The sequence below is a fragment of the Streptomyces sp. 8N706 genome (genome assembly GCF_052245415.1).
Lineage (GTDB): Bacteria > Actinomycetota > Actinomycetes > Streptomycetales > Streptomycetaceae > Streptomyces.
In genome coordinates this window covers 54,769-74,915 of the sequence record NZ_JBQQBW010000026.1, presented here as the reverse complement: position 1 = coordinate 74,915, position 20,147 = coordinate 54,769, and the positions used below count along the sequence as shown (strand labels likewise).

28 protein-coding genes and 1 pseudogene are annotated in these 20,147 nt (G+C 68.0%); 17 read left to right on the top strand and 12 right to left on the bottom strand.

Annotation, left to right across the window (positions count from 1 at the left end; translation table 11 throughout):
- From ACTWQE_RS12850 to ACTWQE_RS12840, 3 genes and pseudogenes are all read left to right on the top strand, one after another.
- Positions 1–499, top strand: a pseudogene (locus tag ACTWQE_RS12850) (IS5 family transposase); the annotation flags it as partial.
- Between the two features lie 124 nt (positions 500–623).
- Positions 624–923 carry a hypothetical protein gene (locus ACTWQE_RS12845; RefSeq protein WP_443329027.1) on the top strand — a complete coding sequence of 100 codons (300 nt, stop codon included), beginning with the start codon at positions 624–626 and terminating at the stop codon, positions 921–923.
- Positions 896–1,699, top strand: coding sequence for a site-specific integrase (locus ACTWQE_RS12840; RefSeq protein WP_443329026.1), 804 nt, complete (start codon positions 896–898; stop codon positions 1,697–1,699). The genes ACTWQE_RS12845 and ACTWQE_RS12840 overlap by 28 nt, the downstream gene beginning before the upstream one ends.
- On the opposite strand, the gene ACTWQE_RS12835 is transcribed toward ACTWQE_RS12840, so the two are convergent.
- Positions 1,662–2,219, bottom strand: a complete 558-nt coding sequence (locus tag ACTWQE_RS12835) for a DUF3291 domain-containing protein (RefSeq protein ID WP_443329025.1) — start codon at positions 2,217–2,219, stop codon at positions 1,662–1,664. The two genes, ACTWQE_RS12840 and ACTWQE_RS12835, sit on opposite strands and share 38 nt — an antisense overlap.
- Positions 2,220–3,406: 1,187 nt before the next feature.
- On the opposite strand from ACTWQE_RS12835, the gene ACTWQE_RS12830 reads away from it, so the two are divergent.
- The 3 genes from ACTWQE_RS12830 to ACTWQE_RS12820 all read left to right on the top strand — a co-directional run bounded on the left by ACTWQE_RS12830 (position 3,407) and on the right by ACTWQE_RS12820 (position 4,878).
- Complete coding sequence (locus ACTWQE_RS12830) at positions 3,407–3,631, top strand: hypothetical protein (protein WP_443329024.1); 225 nt, start codon at positions 3,407–3,409, stop codon at positions 3,629–3,631.
- A complete protein-coding gene (locus ACTWQE_RS12825) occupies positions 3,621–4,151 on the top strand; it encodes a hypothetical protein (RefSeq protein ID WP_443329023.1) in 531 nt (176 codons plus the stop codon). Before ACTWQE_RS12830 ends, ACTWQE_RS12825 begins: the two co-directional genes overlap by 11 nt.
- A gap of 70 nt (positions 4,152–4,221) precedes the next feature.
- The gene (locus tag ACTWQE_RS12820; protein ID WP_443329022.1) at positions 4,222–4,878 is read left to right on the top strand and encodes a class I SAM-dependent methyltransferase; all 657 of its coding nucleotides are present in this window, start codon (positions 4,222–4,224) and stop codon (positions 4,876–4,878) included.
- 4 nt (positions 4,879–4,882) lie between these two features.
- Here ACTWQE_RS12820 and ACTWQE_RS12815 read toward each other — a convergent pair whose 3' ends face one another.
- On the bottom strand, positions 4,883–5,275 hold the full coding sequence (locus ACTWQE_RS12815) for a hypothetical protein (RefSeq protein ID WP_443329021.1): 393 nt from the start codon (positions 5,273–5,275) through the stop codon (positions 4,883–4,885).
- 366 nt (positions 5,276–5,641) lie between these two features.
- On the opposite strand from ACTWQE_RS12815, the gene ACTWQE_RS12810 reads away from it, so the two are divergent.
- Entirely contained in the window at positions 5,642–5,995 is a 354-nt protein-coding gene (locus ACTWQE_RS12810) for a VOC family protein (RefSeq protein WP_443329020.1), read from the top strand.
- Positions 5,996–6,174: 179 nt separating this feature from the next.
- Here ACTWQE_RS12810 and ACTWQE_RS12805 read toward each other — a convergent pair whose 3' ends face one another.
- Entirely contained in the window at positions 6,175–6,462 is a 288-nt protein-coding gene (locus ACTWQE_RS12805; RefSeq protein ID WP_443329019.1) for an antibiotic biosynthesis monooxygenase, read from the bottom strand.
- Between the two features lie 105 nt (positions 6,463–6,567).
- Here ACTWQE_RS12805 and ACTWQE_RS12800 point away from each other — a divergent pair, with 105 nt between their 5' ends.
- The 5 genes from ACTWQE_RS12800 to ACTWQE_RS12780 all read left to right on the top strand — a co-directional run bounded on the left by ACTWQE_RS12800 (position 6,568) and on the right by ACTWQE_RS12780 (position 9,325).
- Entirely contained in the window at positions 6,568–7,140 is a 573-nt protein-coding gene (locus ACTWQE_RS12800; RefSeq protein WP_443329018.1) for a TetR/AcrR family transcriptional regulator, read from the top strand.
- Positions 7,121–7,684 (top strand): Ppx/GppA phosphatase family protein, encoded by a 564-nt coding sequence (locus tag ACTWQE_RS12795; protein WP_443329017.1) that lies wholly within the window; start codon positions 7,121–7,123, stop codon positions 7,682–7,684. Before ACTWQE_RS12800 ends, ACTWQE_RS12795 begins: the two co-directional genes overlap by 20 nt.
- A complete protein-coding gene (locus ACTWQE_RS12790) occupies positions 7,570–7,854 on the top strand; it encodes a Ppx/GppA phosphatase family protein (RefSeq protein ID WP_443329030.1) in 285 nt (94 codons plus the stop codon). The genes ACTWQE_RS12795 and ACTWQE_RS12790 overlap by 115 nt, the downstream gene beginning before the upstream one ends.
- Before the next feature lie 202 nt (positions 7,855–8,056).
- Positions 8,057–8,398: a DUF5133 domain-containing protein gene (locus ACTWQE_RS12785; protein ID WP_443329016.1), complete on the top strand. Its 342-nt coding sequence runs from the start codon at positions 8,057–8,059 to the stop codon at positions 8,396–8,398.
- Positions 8,399–8,422: 24 nt separating this feature from the next.
- Entirely contained in the window at positions 8,423–9,325 is a 903-nt protein-coding gene (locus tag ACTWQE_RS12780; RefSeq protein ID WP_443329015.1) for an SDR family oxidoreductase, read from the top strand.
- Between the two features lie 415 nt (positions 9,326–9,740).
- Here the strand turns inward: ACTWQE_RS12780 and ACTWQE_RS12775 are convergent, their stop codons facing one another.
- Positions 9,741–10,643 carry a LysR family transcriptional regulator gene (locus ACTWQE_RS12775; protein ID WP_443329014.1) on the bottom strand — a complete coding sequence of 301 codons (903 nt, stop codon included), beginning with the start codon at positions 10,641–10,643 and terminating at the stop codon, positions 9,741–9,743.
- A 73-nt stretch (positions 10,644–10,716) separates the two neighbouring features.
- On the opposite strand from ACTWQE_RS12775, the gene ACTWQE_RS12770 reads away from it, so the two are divergent.
- On the top strand, positions 10,717–11,694 hold the full coding sequence (locus tag ACTWQE_RS12770) for an EamA family transporter (protein WP_443329013.1): 978 nt from the start codon (positions 10,717–10,719) through the stop codon (positions 11,692–11,694).
- 92 nt (positions 11,695–11,786) lie between these two features.
- Here ACTWQE_RS12770 and ACTWQE_RS12765 read toward each other — a convergent pair whose 3' ends face one another.
- From ACTWQE_RS12765 to ACTWQE_RS12730, 8 genes are all read right to left on the bottom strand, one after another.
- The gene (locus ACTWQE_RS12765; RefSeq protein ID WP_443329012.1) at positions 11,787–12,200 is read right to left on the bottom strand and encodes a gas vesicle protein K; all 414 of its coding nucleotides are present in this window, start codon (positions 12,198–12,200) and stop codon (positions 11,787–11,789) included.
- The gene (locus ACTWQE_RS12760) at positions 12,184–12,447 is read right to left on the bottom strand and encodes a gas vesicle protein (RefSeq protein WP_443329011.1); all 264 of its coding nucleotides are present in this window, start codon (positions 12,445–12,447) and stop codon (positions 12,184–12,186) included. Before ACTWQE_RS12760 ends, ACTWQE_RS12765 begins: the two co-directional genes overlap by 17 nt.
- Complete coding sequence (locus ACTWQE_RS12755; RefSeq protein ID WP_443329010.1) at positions 12,444–13,259, bottom strand: GvpL/GvpF family gas vesicle protein; 816 nt, start codon at positions 13,257–13,259, stop codon at positions 12,444–12,446. Before ACTWQE_RS12755 ends, ACTWQE_RS12760 begins: the two co-directional genes overlap by 4 nt.
- 4 nt (positions 13,260–13,263) lie before the next feature.
- Positions 13,264–13,584: a gas vesicle protein GvpJ gene (gene gvpJ / locus ACTWQE_RS12750; RefSeq protein WP_443329009.1), complete on the bottom strand. Its 321-nt coding sequence runs from the start codon at positions 13,582–13,584 to the stop codon at positions 13,264–13,266.
- Positions 13,585–13,869: 285 nt separating this feature from the next.
- Positions 13,870–14,121 (bottom strand): gas vesicle protein GvpG, encoded by a 252-nt coding sequence (locus ACTWQE_RS12745; protein ID WP_443329008.1) that lies wholly within the window; start codon positions 14,119–14,121, stop codon positions 13,870–13,872.
- A gap of 9 nt (positions 14,122–14,130) precedes the next feature.
- Positions 14,131–14,844 carry a GvpL/GvpF family gas vesicle protein gene (locus ACTWQE_RS12740; RefSeq protein ID WP_443329007.1) on the bottom strand — a complete coding sequence of 238 codons (714 nt, stop codon included), beginning with the start codon at positions 14,842–14,844 and terminating at the stop codon, positions 14,131–14,133.
- Between the two features lie 3 nt (positions 14,845–14,847).
- Positions 14,848–15,288, bottom strand: coding sequence for a gas vesicle structural protein GvpA (locus ACTWQE_RS12735; protein WP_443329029.1), 441 nt, complete (start codon positions 15,286–15,288; stop codon positions 14,848–14,850).
- Between the two features lie 90 nt (positions 15,289–15,378).
- Positions 15,379–15,786 (bottom strand): gas vesicle protein GvpO, encoded by a 408-nt coding sequence (locus tag ACTWQE_RS12730; protein WP_443329006.1) that lies wholly within the window; start codon positions 15,784–15,786, stop codon positions 15,379–15,381.
- A 523-nt stretch (positions 15,787–16,309) separates the two neighbouring features.
- On the opposite strand from ACTWQE_RS12730, the gene ku reads away from it, so the two are divergent.
- The 4 genes from ku to ACTWQE_RS12710 all read left to right on the top strand — a co-directional run bounded on the left by ku (position 16,310) and on the right by ACTWQE_RS12710 (position 19,747).
- Positions 16,310–17,155 (top strand): non-homologous end joining protein Ku, encoded by an 846-nt coding sequence (gene ku, locus ACTWQE_RS12725; RefSeq protein ID WP_443329005.1) that lies wholly within the window; start codon positions 16,310–16,312, stop codon positions 17,153–17,155.
- 416 nt (positions 17,156–17,571) lie between these two features.
- On the top strand, positions 17,572–17,913 hold the full coding sequence (locus tag ACTWQE_RS12720; protein ID WP_443329004.1) for an N-acetyltransferase: 342 nt from the start codon (positions 17,572–17,574) through the stop codon (positions 17,911–17,913).
- A 298-nt stretch (positions 17,914–18,211) separates the two neighbouring features.
- Entirely contained in the window at positions 18,212–19,102 is an 891-nt protein-coding gene (locus ACTWQE_RS12715) for an SDR family NAD(P)-dependent oxidoreductase (RefSeq protein ID WP_443329003.1), read from the top strand.
- Positions 19,103–19,168: 66 nt separating this feature from the next.
- Entirely contained in the window at positions 19,169–19,747 is a 579-nt protein-coding gene (locus ACTWQE_RS12710) for a TetR/AcrR family transcriptional regulator (RefSeq protein WP_443329002.1), read from the top strand.
- Positions 19,748–20,147 lie beyond the last annotated feature (400 nt).

Genomic DNA, 20,147 nt, shown 5'->3' with positions numbered 1-20,147 from the left:
GGCGATTCGCGCGGTGGAGCCGGGACCGGGTGTGGGCCCGGCTCCACCGCGTCATCCTCGATGAACTCGGTGCCCGGGGTGAGTCGGACCGGTCGCGGTGCGCGATCGACTCCGTCAGCCTGCGGGCAGCAAAAGGGGGCCACTGACGGGACCGCATCCGACCGACCGTGGCACATTGGGATCGAAGATCCATCTGATCACCGACCGGAACGGACTGCCGCTGTCGTTGGGCATCTCCGGGGCGAACCTGCACGACAGCCAGGGCCTTGAACCACCCGTGCGCGGTATTCCGCCCATCCGTTCCCGCCGCGGCCCGCGCCGTCGACGGCCGGCGAAACTGCATGCCGACAAGGGCTACGACTACGATCACCTGCGCCGACAGCAAGCGCGGCATCCGCCACCGCATCGCCCGCAAGGGCATCGAGTCCTCACAGCGGCTCGGCCGCCACCGCTGGGTCGTAGAGAGGACCGTTCCTGGCTCGCCGGCTGCCGACGCCTGCACCGGGCTGCTTGTCCACCTGGCTGAGTTCCCGGGCCGGACCTGGCAGGACTGCTGGGAATCGGCCGGACTCAACGAGCGGGGCCGTCGGGCCCAGGACCTACACCGCGGCCGCAGCACGTCGATGCACAGCCGCCTGAACACTGCGGCCGGCCATGCCTTCGCGATGCGGCTGATCCAGCCGTCGCTGCTGGCCTTCCGCTCCTACCGCTTCTCGAACTACATCGGCTGGTTTCGCAGTCTGGCCAAGGACCCGGTGCTGGAGGACTTCTGCGAACGGACACTGGCCCTGACGGTCAGCCGCCAGTCGATCCGACGGGCCCAGTTCGACGTCTGCGGCGCGTTGACCGTCTTCGGCATCGAGATCGCCGACCCCACGGCGGCGGGCTGCGGGCGATGTCCACCACGACGATGTGGCGCATGATCCGCCGGGCCGCCGAGGGCCTTGTCGCCACCGATCCCCGCTTCGCCAAGGTGAAGTTCGCCGCCCACGACTTCCGCAGGCTCTTCGCGACCGAGCTGGTCAACAATGGCCTGCCGATCCACATCGGCGCCGCGTTGCTTGGCCACCTGAATATCCAGACCACTCGCGGCTACGTCTCGGTGTTCGACGAAGACGTGGTCCGGTACTACCAGCAGTTCCTCGACCGGCGCCGGGCCGAGCGGCCCGAGAGCGAGTACCGCAAGCTGACCGAGGCGGAATGGACAGAGTTCAACGAGTACTTCGACAAACGCCGCGTCGAACTCGGCTCCTGCGGACGGCCATACGGCACCCCCTGCCAGCACGAACACGCCTGCATCCGCTGTCCGATGCTGAGCATCAACCCGAAGATGCTGCCCCGCCTGGACGAGCTGGAGGAGGACCTCCTCGCCCGCCGCGAGCGCGCTGTCGCCGGAGACCGGCGGGGTGAAATCGACGGACTCGACCTCACCTCGCCTTCCTGCGCAGCAAGCGCGAGCAGGCCCGGCGCTTCGCCCGAAGCGGTCCGGTCTCCCTCGGGCTTCCCGTGGTTCCTCATCAAAAGCGGGGCGGCGACGAAATGGACGGTCCGGGGTGACGAAAAGCGAGGGGACTGTCTGCCAGGCCCCCCTTCGAGTGGGATGGTTCGCCGTCATTCAATCGAGGCGTTTGACGGCGAACCCAGTCGTTCAGGCTTCCTTGTCAGCGAACCTGGTCGCTCTTCGGCCCCATGCCTTTGATCCGGGTCGGAGTTCCATCCAGGGCGAACGAGTGGTGGAAGGTGAAGGCGTGCGGCGCGGACCCGTGGTCGTGGAGGTGCTCCAGCCTGGAAACCCCGTCCTGCCAGGTGGGTATCACGCCGTCGGAGACCCACCAGAACACGTAACCCGGGTGTCCTGTCCTCTCGAACCAGTCGTAACGCCTGTTCAGCGCCTCACGGTGCAGACCGGTGTAGATGGCGTCGAAGGCGGGGCGCAGGTCGGTCCAGAGTGAGAGGGTCGCGGCCAGGGCGGTGGTTTCCACGGTATGGCCCTTGCCGTACCAGGTCGGTACGGCGAACTCTCCCCATGCACCCCAGTCCAAGTCGAAGTGTGTGCCCCGGTCGCTGTCTGCCGCTTCAGCACGAGCGAGGTATCCGGGGTGCTGGCCGATCTTCCGGTAGATGGCCTCAGCGCTGTCGTGGAACTCGCGCGTGAGAGGTGCGGGATCGGCGAGAGGTGACTTCAGGACGCCGAATGTGTACAGAGCAAGATGGGGCATGCGTCTCTCCCTGATTGGGTGTGCCTGGTGTGGACCCGGTTCGGTGGCTTACGGATGGGGCGAGGATTCGTGGGGCGTCACCAACTCATCCCGTCGCGGTGGCTTACCTGAAGGAACCCCTGTGCGACCGTGGGTGACCGCCGAAGTCCAGGTGAAGGTAGCTGCCTGTGCGGGCCATGTCGAAGTTGCGTTTTCCCTGTCCAAGTGGCCTCTTGTACAGGTTTTGGCGGGGGCTGGGGCGGTGGCGCTGCCTGCCGTCGTGGAAGTCCGCATCGGCCCAGCAACTGCGGAGGAGCAGCATCGACAGCTCCGCTCAGGCTGGTGTGCCGGGGCGACGTAAGCGGCGTCGACTGGGTTGGATGACGCAGCGACTGGGTTCGCTGTCAAAGGACAGGGATCACCAGGTTTCCCGGTGCGGCGGCGAGCAACGCGTGTTAGGCAAGGCGCCTCACTCCACAAGAATCGGAGTTTCCGATGCGCTTCCGCTCGATCGTCACCGCCCTGCTCCCAGCCGGCGCGGCCGTCATCCCGTTGTCCGGCACCAGCGCCACAGCAGCCAGCACGTCAGACGGCTAAGGCGGGGCTGGGGTGCATGCCGCGGCGCGAGGACATCCACTTCCTCCTGGGCGCCAGCGTGCTGGGCTGCCGGATCCCCGGCTCCCACCTGCACGTAGTGCGACGGGACAACGACAACGGCGCCTGGGCAAAGTCGAAGCGCTCGCGCGCCGTCCCGGTCGACTTCCTGCTGGTTCAGGCTTACGACCAGTACGTCGTCGAACGAGACTCCTGCCGCGAGGCCCGCAACAGCGACTTCGTCCTGGTGAACCTCTTCCGGCCTCCGCTGGGGGCACCCATGCCACCCGGAGCCCTGAACGACCTCTTCGACCGGCTCTCGCGCCGGGCCGGCCTGACAGACGGCGTTCATCCCCACGCTCTGCGAACGGATTCGCCAGGCCCGCCAGCTCCTGGAGCACGAACACGCCCGCCTGCGGATCGGCCAGGTCTCCGTCCCCTACGGGATCTGCGTCGAACCGAGCAACGTCAAGGCCCGCGGCCACGGCTGCCCGTTCCGGTTCCGCTGCGTCGGCTGCGACCACTTCCGCACCGACCCGTCCTACCTGCCCGAGCTGCGGACCTACCTCGACACTCTGCTCCGGGACCGCGAACGCCTCGCCGCAGCAGCCCACTTGGACGCTTGGGCCCGCACCGAGGCGACCCCCTCCGAAGAGGAAATCAAGCGCATCCGCACGCTGATCCGCCGCGTCGAGACCGACCTCGACGGGCTCACGGACGACGAACGCGAGCAAATCACGGAGGCCACGCGAACCCTGCGTAAGACCCGCACCGTCTCCCTCGGCATGCCCGGCATCCGTCCGCCGGAGCCGGACCTGCGGCTGGGGCGTGACGCTTGACCACATCACTGGACCACCTGGCCCGAGCGCGGGCCGCAGACTCCGACCGCCGACGGACCCGTGTCCTCAAGGCCTCGATAAGCTGGCCGCAGACGGCGAGGAGATCACCATCTCGTCCGTCGCCCGCGCCGCCGGCGTCCACCGCAGTCTGATCCCCCGGCACAGTGACCTGCACGCGGCCGTCCTCGCCCGAGCGTCCGAACCTCCGCCCGGCACGACGACCGGAACTCAGGTCAGCCGCCAGTCGCTGCTGGCCGACGTCGCGAATCTGACGGCCCGAAACGGCCGTCTGTCCGCGCACATCACCCGGCTCGAACGGCGGCTCTCCGAGGCCCTGGGACAGGCGGCTTGGGAGGCCTCCGGACTCGGCGCCCCGGCCGACATCGAGACGCTCAAACGCCGCACCACCGAGTTGGCACAGCAGATTCTCGACCTGCGCGGCGAACTCGCGGAACGAGACGAAGACCTTGAAGCCGCCCGCGCCGCGAACCGTGAGCTGATGGCCCAGCTCAACCGCTGACGGCATCATCGCCGTCAGTGGTTGCCCGACGACAATGTCCCAGACGACCGACCTCTGATGGACTCACGCCATGACGACACTGCTGCCCCGCATCCTTCGAGCACTCGAACAGTTCCATGCCACCCATCCCTGGGACCACAACGCCCACTACCACCGGTGGATCCTGCGCCAGCTCCCGAGACGCTTCAACAGCGCCCTGGACGTCGGATCGGGCAGCGGTGACCTTGCCAGGCTCCTGGCCTCACGGGCAGGAGTGGTTCACGGCATCGACGTCGACGCCGACATCGTCGCTCGCGCGTGGGAGCTCACAGCCCCGCCCGCCCCGGTGACCTTCACCGCCGGAGACGCACTGAACGAGATACCCCCTGGCCCCTACGACGTCATCACATGTGTCGCCACCATCCATCACCTGCCATTCAGCGACGCCCTAACCCGCTTTCGACAGCACCTGGCGCCCGGCGGAACCCTGGTCGTCATCGGTCTCTACCGCCCACAGTCTCGGAGCGACTACCTGATCGACGCCGTCGCCATTCCGTCGAATGTCGCCATGGCATGGATCAAGAACAAGGGCCGCAAGTCACCGCGACCGACCTCGATGACTGCCCCGACCCGACCGGCGACCATGAATTTCGCAGACATCGTGCGCGAGGCTCGCCACGAACTACCCGGCGCACGGCTGCGCCGGCGACTGTTCTGGCGCTACACGCTGGTCTGGCACCAGCGCTGAACGGTCAACGCGCCACGGTCTGGCATCGGAACGAGTTGAAGCCCCCCTGTGCTGTCGAGCTCGTGAATATCTGGGCCGTACCAGTCGCTGCCTGCATCCACGACACCTGTCGCGGACACGGCACCGAACGAGTCATGCCACTGAGCTGGGAAAACGTGGCGCCCGCCGCGTCCACTCGACCTTCAAGCCCGAGAGAAAGGCAGTGGTGCAGGCACGCCTTGCGGCCGTCGGCGGTGCCGTGGGTGGTCTTCTTCTTGATGGCCGGGTCCTGACCGGGACGGGGTCGGAGGCGCCCTTCACGCGGGCGCAGAAGTCGTTTCTGGACCCAGAAGTCGCCGATCGTGCTGGCGGCGCGGGTCAGGACGGGCAGGGCCGCGAAGGTGGCGGGACGGTGCATGCCGGTGTTGCATGCATTGCAACAGCCTTGGGTGCGCAGCGGGAGGCAGTAGTAGTACCGGCGCTTGCACTCGGGGCAGGCCGCCGGGCGGCCATGGAACGGTCCAGGGCCCATTCCTGAGCGGGCGTCGGAACGCGCTTGGGCTTGCTGAGGTCCTCGCGCCACAGCCAGGCCCGGGTGGGATGGACGCACGACTGGTCGCGCCGGTAGGAGCAGTGCTTGCAGCGCAGGACCGCGACCGGGCGTGCCCGCCGGGGCTCAGTCCTTCTCGCGTGGCTCCGCGAGGGGAAAGGCGCTCGGGAGCAGCCCGATGAGGGAGGCCTGAGTGCCTGTTTTTCGAAGCCATGGCAGGTCTAAGCTCGGCGGATGACCTTGGAATGGGAACAGGTAGTTGTTCACTCGGTAGACCCGGCGGCCTTGGGACAGTGGTGGGCCGAGGCTCTTGGTTGGGTTGTGGTCCACTCCTCTGATGAGGAGTTCGAGATCCGCCCGGAGCCGGATCGCCTGCCGGGGTTGGACTTCGTCCGGCTTGATGAGAGCAAGAAGGTTAAGAGCCGACTGCATCTCGACTTCAGGCCTGATGACCAGGACGCCGAGGTGGCTCGTCTGGTGGCTCATGGCGCACAGCGTGTTGATATCGGCCAGGGTGACCCATCGTGGGTTGTATTGGCAGACCCCGAAGGTAATGAGTTCTGTGTCCTTGGCCAGCGGCGTCAGTAAGGCTCACGCCTCGCCGCGCCGCGTGAATCGCCGTCCCCCGACTGACCGGTGAGCAACGTCAAGCGTCGGCGACTTCCTGAATCCCGCATAACCTCGCACGTTGAGTACCCACCCCCGCTCCAGTTCCCGCGCTAAGCGGATGCGGCGAAGTCAAGCGCTGATCCTTCTTCTCGGCTCTCCTACCGCGACACAAGGAAGTTAACCTCGCGGGGCCTGACCTCCAGGTCGCTCAAGCCGTCGGGTGTCGCGCCCAGCTCGCGGGCGAGGTCGGCCGTCGCCCGGAAGGCCTCCTCGGACTCGAACGCTCCGGTGGTGACGACGGCGTCGCCGTCCGGGGTGCCCCAGACCCCGACGGACACGAAGCCCGGCTGCCGCCGCATCGCCTCGGCGACCTGGTGGCACTCGGCGACGAACTCCTCGACGTGCTCGGGGGCCGGGTAGTGGAAGGCAACGAAACCGAATGACATGACGGTGTCCCCTCTCGGGTTATACGATGCCGTACAACGCGAGACTAGGCTAGGCCTCTTATACGGCACCGTACAACAGGCCTGACAGGGTGAAGTGGGCCACACATGGGCGCATTGCGTACACCGCGGGATAAGTGGATCGAGGAGGGGCTGCGGGCACTGGCCGCAGGCGGTGTGGACGCAGTGCGGGTCGAGGCGCTCGCCAAGGCGCTGGGAGTGACCAAGGGCGGCTTCTACGGTTACTTCGCTGACCGCGACGCACTGCTGGACGAGATGCTGGACACCTGGGAGCGCGAGAGCGTTGACGACGTCATCGACCGGGTCGAGCGGGAGGGCGGCGACGCGCGGGACAAAGTCCGCCTGGCCGGACAGCTCACCTTCTCCAGTGACCGCCTGCTGCCCATCGACCTGGCCATCCGCGACTGGGCCCGCCGCGACCACACCGTCGCCGAACGCCTGCGCCGCGTGGACAACAAGCGTATTCAGCTGGCGCGCGACGCGATCGGCACCTTCTGCGTCGACCCCGACGAGGTCGAGGCCCGCGCCCTGCTCGCCTTCTGTACGGCCATCGGCAGCCACTTCCTCGCAGCCGACCACCCCGGCACCACCCGCGCCCCTGTCATCGCCCGTGCCGCCGACATCATCCTCGACCTCCCGTATGACAACTCCGGCGGATGACCACCTCGCCGGGCCTCTGGCCGCCGCCGGCAAAACAGGGGCTCATAAAGCGCAGGCTAAGCGGATGTTCCTGGCCGCTCGCCGCTGGGTGGGCTGGTGTGCCGGGGCCGATGGCCCTGTTCGACATCGGTGGCGGTCCTTGGAAGTGGCGTTCGGCCGCAGTGGTATGCCGGATCTTCCGGCTTCCCTGCCTCTGGGGGCAGGCCGACTGACCCGTGAGTACTTCGGTAAGCAGGACCCGCCCAAGCCGCAGGCGGTCAAGGCGGTCCGGCGGCGGGCGCGCCATGAACTCCGGGATGTCACCGCCCGCATACGGTGGGAGCGCCGCCGGACCGGGGTGGCCAGCTCGCGCCCTTCCAGCAAGCTGGCGCGACGGTGCGGGGAGCCCCAGAAGGGCCTTTCCTCTCGCGCCAACTCGCGCGAGAGGACCTGGCCCTGCAAGAGCTGGCAAGTCTGCCTACGGCCGAGCGAGCCAACCTGCCCGGTAATTCAGCCGCCCGCGCCCGGCAGTCGTTGGCCGGGGCCGTGGTCGCGCACACGGTGATGAAGCTGACCGGCATTGACACCCTCACCATCTCGCCATGGGCACTGCCAGAGGGCATCTTGCTGAAGCATCTCGAAACCGGCGACCCCAACTGGTGGTCCCAGGTCGACTGCAGCACTCCCGAGACCAACAGAGCGCCTGCGATGCTGCGGCCGGCCGCATCCCAGTGAATCCGTTCCGGGTACGTTGCCGCCATCCTGAGCACTGGCCCGCGCGGACCCCACCGGATCCGGCCGACCAGGCGACCAGGGCCTTCAGCCGGCCGGGCACCCATCGGCCCGTGTAGATCGAATGGCCCGGGTGGGAGCGGGTAGCCGCCCGACAGACCGAAATCCAGGTTGTACGTACCGGAAGGGAGCACCGGCAGTGTTGATGGCTCACCACGCGGTCCTGACCGATCTTGTCGAGCAGTACGAGACCCTGCAGATCCTGCACGCACGCGAGGGCGGCGCCGAAGCGCAGCAGCGGCTGTACGACATCAGCTACACCCTGTGTCTGGCCACCGGCACCCAGGACATCGACGCCGCGCTGATCGCTGCCCAATACCGGCTACCCGGAGCCCGCGTTGAGGACGATTCCCTGCTCACCGCCTCATCGCTCCGGGCGGTCGAACCGCGCTCCCGCTGCCGCAGGGGGCCTCAGAATGACCGTCGCCCTGGTCGGGCACGCGCCGCACAGAAGGCACGGCACGGCGCCAAGCGCCCTGTCGTGTGAATCCCCGGCGAAAGGGAAACCTTGATGCCCGAGCACGAACAGTCCGCATCGCAGGTCGTCTCCGAGCCCACCCCGCCCTACGACTCGGACAAACAGCAGTGGCCCGGCCGAGAGAGCGACATGCGGACCGCGCCGCGCTATCGAGCAAGCCGGTACCGCGCCAGCAGGAAGCTGGAAGGCAAGATTGCGCTGATCACCGGCGGGGACTCCGGCATCGGCAGGGCCGTCGCACTGCTCTACGCGAGGGAAGGTGCCGATGTCGCCATCGTGCACCTGCCCGATGAGACCGCGGACGCGGAACAAGTCCATCGTGACGTGCAGGAGCAGGGCCGACGATGTCTGCTCCTGCCCGGCGACCTCACCGACGAGGCGTTCTGCCGTAACGCCGTCAAGCAGACCGTGGCGGAACTCGGTGGGCTGAACATCCTCGTCAACAACGCTGCCTACCTGAACAGCAAGCTTGAGCTGGAGCAGCTCACCGCCGAGGACTGGGACCGGACGTTCAAGACGAACGTGTACGCGTATTTCCACCTGGTCATGGCCGCCCTGCCGCACTTGGACCCGGGCGATGCGGTGATCGCGACCGCCACCGAGGAAGCCCTCAAAGGCAGCACGACCATGATCGACTATGCAGCGTCCAAGGCTGCGTTGATCACCTTCACCAAGTCCATAGCCACGCACCTGGCCCAGCGAGGCATACGCGCCAACGTGGTGGCACCAGGCCCGACATGGACACCGCTCAACGAAGCCGATCAGCACATGCCGCCCGACGGACTCGCACAGATCGGCAGCGAGGCACCGCTCGGCCGCGCCGCCCAGCCGGAAGAACTCGCACCGACGTACGTCTACCTCGCCTCCGACGCCGACTCCAGCTACACGGTCGGCGAAGTCATTGCAGTGACCGGCGGCATTGTCGACACCCGCTGAGCAGCGTAACGGTGTCCGAACCACTGAACACGGAGCCACCCTTTGTCCTGCCGGAGAGAGGGAAGGGAAACGTGGGTCACCAAAGGCGCACGTCTGTCCGTACCATCCGGGGGCAGGCGTTTGACGGGGACCACCGCCCGGATACCCTCCGGACGACGCCCTCGACTGGGCCGCCTCGCACGCCCGGTAGGCCACAGACGGAGAACAGCGTCACGACCATCGCCAAGATCCTCGGCGTCTCCCTCGGCACCCTTTACAACCACATCCAGCTCGAGCAGCTCCGCAGAGCCGCCTCCCGTGCCAACTCGAAGGCGCCGACAGCTGAGGATCCCGCCTGCAGGGTGCCTCGTTGTGGCTTTTTGGCCTCACCTTGGCTGGACCCCGTCCGCGCGACGCGTTGGCGGCCGTCCAGCCGTCAACAGTGGGCCGACGCCGCCTCGCGCAGCGCGTCCAGTCCGGCGATCACGAGAGGGTGTGCGGAGCTGCCGCGCCGTATGGCGGTCAAGAACCGCCGCGCGGGAACCGGTTCGCCCCGCAAGGGGACCCGCGTGACCGCGTGCTGGGGAAGCGGCACGATCCTTGGCATGAGGCAGACGCCGAACCCTTCGGCGACGAGCGACGAGACCGCGTACCACTCCTTGACCTGGTGGACGATGCGGGGAGTGAACCCGGCCGCCGCACACGCCGCCATCACCAGCGGGTAGGTGTCGTTGTTCCGTTTCTTCACGATCCACGACTGCCCAGCGGCTTCTGCGAGTTCGATTCCCTCGGGCCGGGCGAGCCGGTGTCCCTCGGCGACCAGCAGATCCTGTCGGTCGATCAGCAGCGGTGCCTGCTCGTAGCGGGCGTCGGTGACGGGCGGCGCGTCCGGGCCAGGCAGCACCAGGGCCACGTCCGCCTCGTCGGTGAGCAGCAGCCGGTAGCACTCGGCGCTCTCCTCCTCGACGATCAGCGATTCCACCAGCGGGTGTGTCTGCTGAAGCCGGGCGGCTGCCGGGGCGGCGAGCGCGGCCAGCGCGGAGGAGACCCCGCACAGCCGCAGCGTGCCCCGGGTGGCTGCGCTCTGCTGGGCGAGCTCTGCTTGGGCGGCCTCCCACTGCACCCGCAACGTGTCGGCGTGCCGGAGCACGACGTGCGCAGCCGGTGTCAGCCGCACTCCTCGCCCCTCCGGCCGCAGCAGCTCCACCTCCAGGTCGCGGGCCAGCAGACGCAACTGCTGGGAGACGGCCGACGGGGTCAAGTGCAGCGCGGCGGCAGTCGCGGTCACCGTGCCGTGTTCGGCGAGCGCCCGCAGGACGTGCAGCCGGGGGTCAATCATGTAGGCAAGCCTAAACGATTACATGCAAAAAGGTTTGCTGGACGTGCATGCTTGCGGCGCCGAGCCTGGAGGCATGACGAAGCCTTCCGCTCCCACGCTGATGCTCGGAAGCGTGCTGAGCATCCAGTTCGGGCAGGCCATCGGCAAGCAGCTCTCCGCCGCGGTCGGCGCGCCGGGAGCCGTGGCCCTGCGTCTCGGGCTGGCTGCGGTGCTTCTACTGCTCCTGTACCGACCCTCGCTCCCGCGCAGCCGTACGGACACGGTCCTGGTACTCGGCTTCGGGACGGCTATCGCCGGTATGAACCTGATCTATCCCGCGCTGCTCCTCCTGCCCCTGGGCATGGCCAGCGCCCTCCAGCTCCTCGGCCCGGTCACCCTCGCCCTACTCACCTCTCGCCGCCTCCGCGACGCGGGCTGCGCCGTCCTGGCGGGATGTGGAGTGTGGCTCTTCCATGCCCCGAACGACGCCCGCTTCCCGCTCTTCGGGGTGCTTCTCGCTCTGGCCGCGGGGGCCTCTATGGCTGCCTACCTGCTGCTGAGCAAGAAGGTGGGAGCCCGCAGCACGGGAGGCGGTCCGCTGGCCCTGGCGGTGGCTTGGGCCGCCGTGCTGGCGGTGCCGCTGGGCATGGTGGGTCAGGGGATGGAGCTGCTCGCCCCTCGGGTGCTGCTGACCGGGGCTGTGGTGGCCGTGCTTTCGGTGGTGCTCCCGTACTCGCTGGAGCTGGCAGCCCTGCGGCGGCTGCCGGCGCGGACGGTGGGCGTGCTGACCAGCCTGGAACCCGCGAGCGCGGGCCTTGCGGGAGTGCTTGTCCTGGACGAACACCTGAAGATGGTGCAGTGGGCGGCTCTGGCGTGCGTGGGCGCGGCGAGCGGCGGGGCGGTGGTCCGGCCGGAGAGGGTCCGCGGCGAGGCGGCTGCGGACACGGGGCCACCCTCAGCCTCGTGGGATGCACCGGTAGCGGCCGATGGCCAGGGGCATGAACAGCGCGGTGATCGCGACAGCGCGGAGGAGGGAGTAGCCGGTGGCGTGCTGAATGGACCGGGACTGTAGAGCGACGGCGGGGGAGTCTCCGTTGCCGAAGGCGGCCCGCACCGTGGTAGCCGTTGCTGACACGACCCGTCCCCTCACCGTGCAAACCGCACTCATTCCGGCCCGGGTGGGAGCAGGGTGCCCAGTGGGCCCAGGTCGAGGTTGAGGTCATCCATGGTCAGGTCATAGCGGGCGCACAGATCGCTCATGCGGTCGTGAAGGATCATCAATGTCGCTCCGATGCGTTCCTCCTGTTCCTCCGAAAGGTCCCCCTGGTCCACCCGATGCAGAGCCTGACGTTCCATAAGCTGTCGGAGAAGTTCCACCAGGGTGAGGACGAGCTTGAGGAGGTCGCGTTCCACCGTATCGGGGTCGGTATCGAGCCGCCGGTACGGCTGAAGGTCACTCGCCGTGGACGGTGGGATCTCCCACCGGCGCGCCGGCAGCAGGCGGAATGCGGTGGCTGCTGCCTCCGCGACCTCTCTCCTCCGGTGAGCTGCAGTGGTGTCGTTACGGTCCTGCGCCATGCCCGTCCTCATCTTCCTCCGCACGGTCGAGCCCGGGCATCCACGGGGCGGGGTTCTGGCTGGTGACGGAGACGATGACGGCCCGTAGGGAGATCCGCACGAGGTCGACGTCGGCGATGGAGAGGACCACGTCGCCTGTCAGCACGGCGCCTCCGCTCAACAACCGGTCGAGCAGGTCGATGAGGGCGGTCTGCCGGGCCAGTGGCGGCTCCATACGTTCGGCCGGTGGCCGCGTTGTCTCGGTCACGGGCCGTACGCCTCCTCCTCGGCTCGGTCCTCCGACGGCGCGGCGAAGGAGTACGGAGCCCACGGCCCGGTGATCTCCACGCGTACGCCCTCAAAGCCCTCGGCAGCGCGTGTCACCCGTGTGCTGAATTCCTCTCCGAGATCACGTGGAACCAGGTAGGCGTCGTTGACAACGTTCTGGCCGGGGCCCTGGGCGAGGTCGCCTTGCTGGAGCCGGTGCCGTGCCCGTTCGATCGCGAGCTTGCGGGCTTCTGCATCGATACGCCGTGACGCTTCCTCGGCTGCCCGCCAGGCGTCTTCCCGTGAGTGGTGCTCCCTCCGGCGGCTGCGGAGATATGCCCGTCCAGGGCTGACCTCTGCGGCAGGGGCCGATGCCGAGGACGCCGACTGGTTCGCCGTTGGAACCGGTGGAACCACGTAAAGTTTGACTCCCCACTCCACGTGGTCCGCCAAGCGGTCGAGCTGCCCCTTGAACGCCTGCTGCCTGGACCTGAGGATCTCCCTCACCCTGTCGTCGTCGTGGTAAATGGTGGTCAGGCGCAACGGAAGGACAGTGGTGAGAGCCGAGGCGGCCTCCACGACCAGGTGATGCGAGCGGGCGATCGACTCCAGCCAGTCCAGGTCCTCCAGGTGCGCTCTCAGACTGCCCTCGGCGAACTCATCGGCGGGGACGGGACTCACCACGGCTGCCAATCCTGATTCTTCCAGCAGGCGGACGGGCGCGCCCGCGACTCCCCCTACTGCGGCCACAGCCTCGGCCAGTCCGCTCACCGGGCTGGCCACGGCGTAGGTGTAGATGACGTGTCCTGTCACAGGTTCACCCCTCCCGGCGTCGCTCTTCCTGCCGCGCTTCTTCCTGCCGGTCCGCCTCGGAGGAGGGGATTTCCGGAGCGGCAGGCAGTTCCGCTCCACGACGCAGCGATTCGACCTCGGCGCGCAATCGTCGGTTCTCCTCCGCCAGGGAACGACGGCCATCGGCGCGGGAGGACAAGGAGGGATCGTGTTCCCACCAGTCGATTCCCATCTCTTTCGCCTTGTCCACGGAGGCCACCAGCAGCCGCAGCTTGATGGTGAGCAATTCGATATCGAGGAGATTGATCTGAATGTCACCCGCAATGACGATGCCCTTGTCGAGCACCCGTTCAAGGATGTCGGCCAGATTGGCTGACGACCCTTGGCCGTAGGGGGACATGGCCCTGGAAGGGGGAGGGCCGAGCCTGCCCCCGGGGACGGGTTCGCTCACGGTGCGCCGACCTCGCTCCCACTCGTCGGTGAGCGCCTCGCCGCCATCGAGCGGCGTGGGCGCTCCTCCTCCTGGAACGGTTCCTTCTCGCCCGCAGTTTCCTGCCTGCGTGCAGGCCAGGAGACGAACAGCGACGTCGTTCCCGGCTTTCCGTCGCCCATCGGTTCCTCTCCTGGCGGATCAGCGGGCATGGCCACCTCGACGAGCCCTGATCTCCTCGAGCCGGTCGAGTAGTTCGTCCTCGCGCCGGTCGAACTCCGCTTCGTCGATGCGTCCTTCGAGCAGGGATTTCTCCAGCTCCGCGAGTTCCTTCTCCACGGCTGCCGGGTCGTAGTACTGCTGCTCGGCGGCGTCCACGACTCGATTCACCACCCACCCGACCCCTCGGACGGGGGCGACCGGCAGCGTGAGAATCTGCGTCAGTATGCCCATGGCGTCCTCCTAGACGAAGCTGTACGGGGGGAGTGGTCCACGCAGCCGGAAGTCGAAGGTGTCGCCGTAGGTGTCCGCCAGCTTCTGTTCCGCCTGTGCGAATTCCTGAGCCTTCTCGCGCGGGATGAGGAAAGAGACGTTCAGGAAGTCGTCCTGCGTCGGTGCCGCGAGCAGTTCCTCGTCCGCCATCGCCCTCAACATGTGGACGACCTCCTCGGCGCGTGCCTCCTGGCGCGCCTGGACCAGGCCGGAGACCAACTCTCCGAGCAGAAGCTGCGTGTCCGGCGTGCCCTCGCCGGAGCGGATCGTCCGGTTGAGCCGGCGGGCCTCTTCGGATTCTTCGAGGACCTCACGCAGCAGAGCCTCTTCCTCCTGGGACACTTTGAGGTTGAACTCGACGCGTCCCTCCAGGCCTTTCAGGCGCTCGCCGTACTGTTCCGCACGCTCCTCCAGCTCCTTCCTGACCGCACTGTCGTCGGCAGCCAGAAGTCCGAAGCGCAGCGGCAGGGCTGTGCCGTCGATGAGCAACCGCTCCTGCACCTCGTGGTGAGCGCTCAGGTCACGTCTCTTGGCCCGAAGATCCTCCGGCGCGTCACTGACGACAGCGGCGAGCTCACCCGCGCGTACGGTCCGTAGCGGATTCGGTGGATCGCCGACGCCCTTGAGTCCGCTCAGATCGAGTGGATGGCGCGAGTCCGTGATCGCATACACATAGACGGACATCGGCTACTCCACCTCCTTCTTTCGCCGGGCGGACCGCCGAGGGGCAGGGCGCTCTGCGTGCTCGCGTTCCTCCTCGGGCTCCTCTCGACCGCGCTCACGCTTCTGCTGGAGCGTGTCGGTAACGGCCTCCACGGCTCCGGTGAGCGCACCCTTGCTCTTGCCCTGCGCTCCGCCTTCCACCATGTCGCCGACCACCTCCGGCAGTTGAGCGGGCGCCTTGCGCCCGGACTCGAGATCGAGTCGGTTACAGGCTTCGGCGAAGCGGAGGTAGGTGTCGACGCTGGCCACCACGACGCGTGCGTCGATCTTGAGGATCTCGATGCCTACGAGCGAAACCCGGACGAAGGCGTCGATGACGAGCCCGCGGTCCAGGATGAGATCCAGGACGTCGTAAAGGTTGCCCGACCCTCCCGAGCCTGGCGAGACAGTTCCGCCCTGCGACATCACAGTCACATCGACTCCTTCCCCGCCCCACCATGTGCCGGTGGACGAACGCGGCGCGTTGCAGGACCAGGCGCGCGACAGAGAAGCCGGCTAGCCGCGGGAGTCGATCTGCCCCCGCGCGTACCGGCGACGGCGCTCGTACGACATGAGCTCGCCGCCCGGATCGAGAATGACCCGGTAGGTCGCCATGACGCTCGTCGTGTCGGGAACTCGCGCCAGCTCCAGGACCTCGACGTCCGCTTCCCAGCCGTCCGCGGTGGGTTTCAGGGCCGAAACCGACTCCGGTGCGGTCCCGAGCAGGATCGCGAGCTGATCGGCAGCGTTCTGCATGGCCCGTGGTGCTGAGACCCGCCGGGGATGGCTACGGCGGCCGGTCTCCTCACCGCTGGGAGCGAATTCTTCCGTGCGGGTCCCGTGACGTGACCGCCCCCGGTCGTCGGCCCCTCCGCCGCCCCGGCGCTTGCTCTCGCCTGACGTGTCCTCGTCCTTGGTGGACATGCGGTTTAGTCTTTTCACCCGTTTGGTAGGTTTCGTGGCAGATATCCTCAGCTTACGCCCGGGGGCGGAGTACCGCGTCAGCGGAGACAGCGCCCAGGCAGCGTGGATGTGTCCATGATCTACGCGGCCGATTTCCCCCGACGATGCCATCACGTTCAGCCTGCGAATCCGTGAGCCCATCACTCACCAGGAACATCGCGGAACGCCCTCGGACCACCTCGGCGATGCGGGCAGGGGTCTCTCCGGGGAATCCGACGCCACCTGGGACCCGAATACTTGGAGCCATAGGCCGCAGGCAAGCCAATTCGTCGATGGCCTGTAGTGCAGGGCCACGCGCTTGGCCTGGCGGCCGATCTCAAACGATCAACTGCGCGCGTGGCAGACTGCGCCGCTGATAGAGCTGCTGGCACACCGCATCGGAGACCACCTCGGCTGCGAGCATGCTCACTGGCGAGGACGGGCACCGCGACCTGCAGTAATGCGGGGAGATGCGATCACTGCCCAGTGGCGGTGCGATGGGTGTATGCCGCCGCCGACCATCGTGAAGCTGCACATCACCTTCGGGCTCGTGTCCGTTCCGGTGGACGTACACCCCGCGACGGCGCGGCACAGCGTCCCGTTGCACCTGGTCCACACCCGCTGCGGCTCCAGGGTGCGGCTGCACCGCTTCTGCGAGGCCGAGGGCATCGAGATCCCCCGCGAGGAAATCGCCCGCGGTTACGAGGCCGATGGCCGCACCGTCATCCTCACCGACGCCGACCTCGCGGACCTCCCCCTACCGAGCATGAAGAACATCGAGGTCCTCGCGTTCGTCCCGGCCGACAGAATCGACCCGCTGCTACTGGATCGGGCCTACTACCTCTCCGTCGACGGGCCGGTCGCCGCCCGGCCCTACGTCCTGCTGCGCGATGCCATGCGCGAGACCGGCCAAGTGGCCATCGCACGCGCCGTCATCCGCACACGCGAGAACCTGGCCGTCCTGAGGCCCCGCGGAGAGATCATCGCGATGCAGACCATGCTCTGGCCCGACGAACTGCGGCCCGCCGACGGCCTCGAACCACCGGCGCATGAACCGCGCCCGCAAGAGTTGGAGATGGCCGACCTGCTCATGGAGCAACTCACCCGTGGCTTCCACCTGGAGCAGCAGGAGGACGCCTACCAGCGCGCCCTGGAGCGGGTGGTGGAGGCGAAACTCACCGGGGCGGAGCCGCCACACGCGCCCGAAGCCCCTACTGCCCCCATCGGTGCGGTGGACTTGATGGCAGAACTGGAACGCAGCGTCGCGGCGGCCAAGGCGCGGGAAACCTCCCCCGCGGAACCGCCTCTGAAGGAGGCCAGGGCGAAGAAGTCTCCGCCGTCCGCGCCGTGAGCCGAGCCGGAGTGCAGCGGCAATGGCGCGATGGTAGAGCACCAGGGAGACCGTTTTGTTCCAGCAGCGCAGAACACGCGGCGCAGCTCCCCGTCTGTACTGAAGGGCGGCCCCACCCGGTCACCGCGCCCGGCGCAGCTGGACGACCTCGCCAAATGTACGGTGCTCGCTGACCGTCCGCTGAGCCACAACTGTGTCGGACTGCAGCCGATGGGGGAGCGCCATGACGGGGCATCGGCCGGCGACGCGCAGGGCAGGTGTGTGACATGCCGGGACAATATGCGCTTCCTGACCACTACAGTCATTCGGCTGTCCCGGGGGAGGGTCGGCGCCCGGCAGTCGGGCATTACGGCAGGCACCGGCGCACCGGAGGGCACAAGGGCCGGTGGTATCGCAGGGTCCTCGCCCATCGGGACGTGGAGTTTGTGCATTCTCCCGCCCCGGGGGTGGACGCAGGGCAGTGTCTGCTGCTGGTGCACATCCGTAAGGTGGTCGGGCAGGTTACCTATCGCGTCTGTGAGGACTGTGCTCGGGGCGTGATCACCGATGTGGTGCTCGAGGAACGGTTCGAGGACAGCGGGCTTGGCACAAGGACTCTCTCGCACTTGCGGGCCCGGCACCTCGGGATCGTGTGGCGCAGCACGCTCAGCCGCCGTGCCACTCGTGCCCTTCTGCACCGGATGCGTATTCCCCGCACGACCGGCGGCGGGCTCTGCCCCCATACGCAGCCTTCAGCCGTTGCCCGCGCCGGCGAGTGAGCGGTCGCCACTCTGACATCGTCAGACGGGTTCGGGGGATGCCCCGCCGTCTGGCGATCGTGGTTGTTGCGGGCTTCCAGGCCGGCCTCTATGCCTTGTCCGAGTTCCCCCTGAAGTACCTCCGGCCCTGACGTTCACCCATTGCCGGGCCGTCCGCCTGCGGCATCACTCAGCGGGGAAACGAGGATCGCGGATGGGTAACGGCCACCCGGAATCCTAACCGGATAGTTCATCCGAATGTGTGCTACGGTCCTTGTCAAGCGGATGAACTATCCGAATATCTGGGGTGGAGGAGCACATGAGGAAGACAGCTGTGGTCACGGCCGGGACGGCCGGCATCGGTTTGGAGACGGCGCTGGGGCTGGCTGCCTCCGGGTTCTCGGTCACCGTGGTCGGACGCAACGCCGACCGGGGCGCCCGGGCGGTCGACCGAATCAACGCGGCGAACCCGGCACACCCTGGTCGGTTCCTGTCCGCCGACCTCGGCTCGCTCGACGAGGTGCGCGCGCTCGCCGACCGGATCGCCTCCGACTATGCCGCCTCTGGTAAACCGCTGACCGTGCTGGTCAACAACGTCGGGGCGATGTTCCCCGAGCGACTGGCCATGGATGGCGTCGAGGCGTCGTTCGTCGTCAACCACCTTTCGCCGTACCTGCTGACGGAACTGCTGCTGCCCACGCTGACGGCCGGTGCGCCGAGCAGGATCGTGAACGTGACCTCGGGCGCGGTCGTCGTCGCCAAGCGGGTGTTCGACGCCGTCGAGCCGCCCGGCGGCTACTACGGCTTCCACTGGTACGGCCGCGCAAAGCTCGCCCACCTCGCCTACACGCTCGACCTGGCGACGCGACTGGACGGTATGGGCGTCTCGGTCTTCGCCGCCGACCCCGGTGGCGCCGCGACCGACATGACCAACGGCACCCTGACCGACCCGAAGATCGTCTCACCAGCCTTACGGCTGCTGTGGCCGCTGGTGCGTCGCAAGTTCGAACGCTCGACCGCGGCTCCGGCATCCGTGGCCGCCAGGCCCTCGATCATCGCCGCCACCGACGAGGCTCTGACGGGCCGAACCGGCATCGTCATCGGCGCCCAGTCGCGCCCGGTGGCGCCGTTCCGCGCGGCGACCGACCCCCGCGTCGCCGAGGCCGTGCGCCGACTCAGCGAGCGGCACGCGCCCCTCGTGGCGGCCTGACCCGTCAGGTGATGCCGGCACGGGCGGCGGGACTATCCGGATGAGCCATCCGATTAACATGTCCCCATGACGACGCCACTGCGCAAGGACGCGGCCCGCAACTGGGACCGGATCGTCGCCGTCGCCCGTGAGCTGGTCGAGCAGGGCACGCCATTGCAGCTCAACGACGTCGCCCGCCGCGCCGGACTCGGAGTCGGCACCGTCTACCGGCACTTCTCCACTCCCGAGGCGCTGCTGGAGACCGTCGCCACTCCCTGCCTGGAAGCCCTGGCCGCGCACGGTGAGCAGGCGCTGGCCGACACCGACCCCTGGCGGGCGCTCGAGGGCTTCCTGACCCGCACCGTCGAGGCGCAGGTCACCGACGCCTCCCTGGCCCCGGTCACCGCCGCACCTGAGGATGCCCTGCCGCGTACCAGGAAGCTCAAGGCGTCGCTGTGGTCGACCGCCACCAAAATCCTCGACCGGGCCCGCGAGGCCGGGACGGTCCGTCCCGACCTGGCCGCCGCCGACCTGGTCCCGCTCATGTGCGGCATCGCCTACGCCGTAGACGTCCACGGCGGCGCTTCCGCCGACCGGATCGACACCGCACACCGCTACCTGGCCACATTGCTCGGCGGCCTGCGAGCCACACCATCGAACGCGTGAGATGCCTCGGGAGGCTGAGCCGATCCAGGCTCAGCTTCACTTGTGGTGCCAGGGGTGTGAGGCCGCGCTGCCGGCACCGCGTGAGTCGGAGGCCCCGCCGCGCGGCTCAAGGATGCCCGCCAGGCCCTCGGCGAACAGATCGGTCCAGGGAACCGGGACGGCTCCGCGGCACGCCCGGCCGCTGCACGCGTGTCATGAAGAATTCTCCGCCTCACCGCATAGGACATCGTCTTGGCTAAGCGACGGTGCGCCAAGGTGCCGAAGACGGTTGGCAGCCGCCGACACCAGCCACGCCCGGGCCCGCACAGTGCCCTGTATTGCTACCTCGGTGACCGGGAGGTCGGCGCCGACGCGGTCGGGTCGGCAGTAGGGGTACGGGTGATGAGCGTGTGCCCGTGGC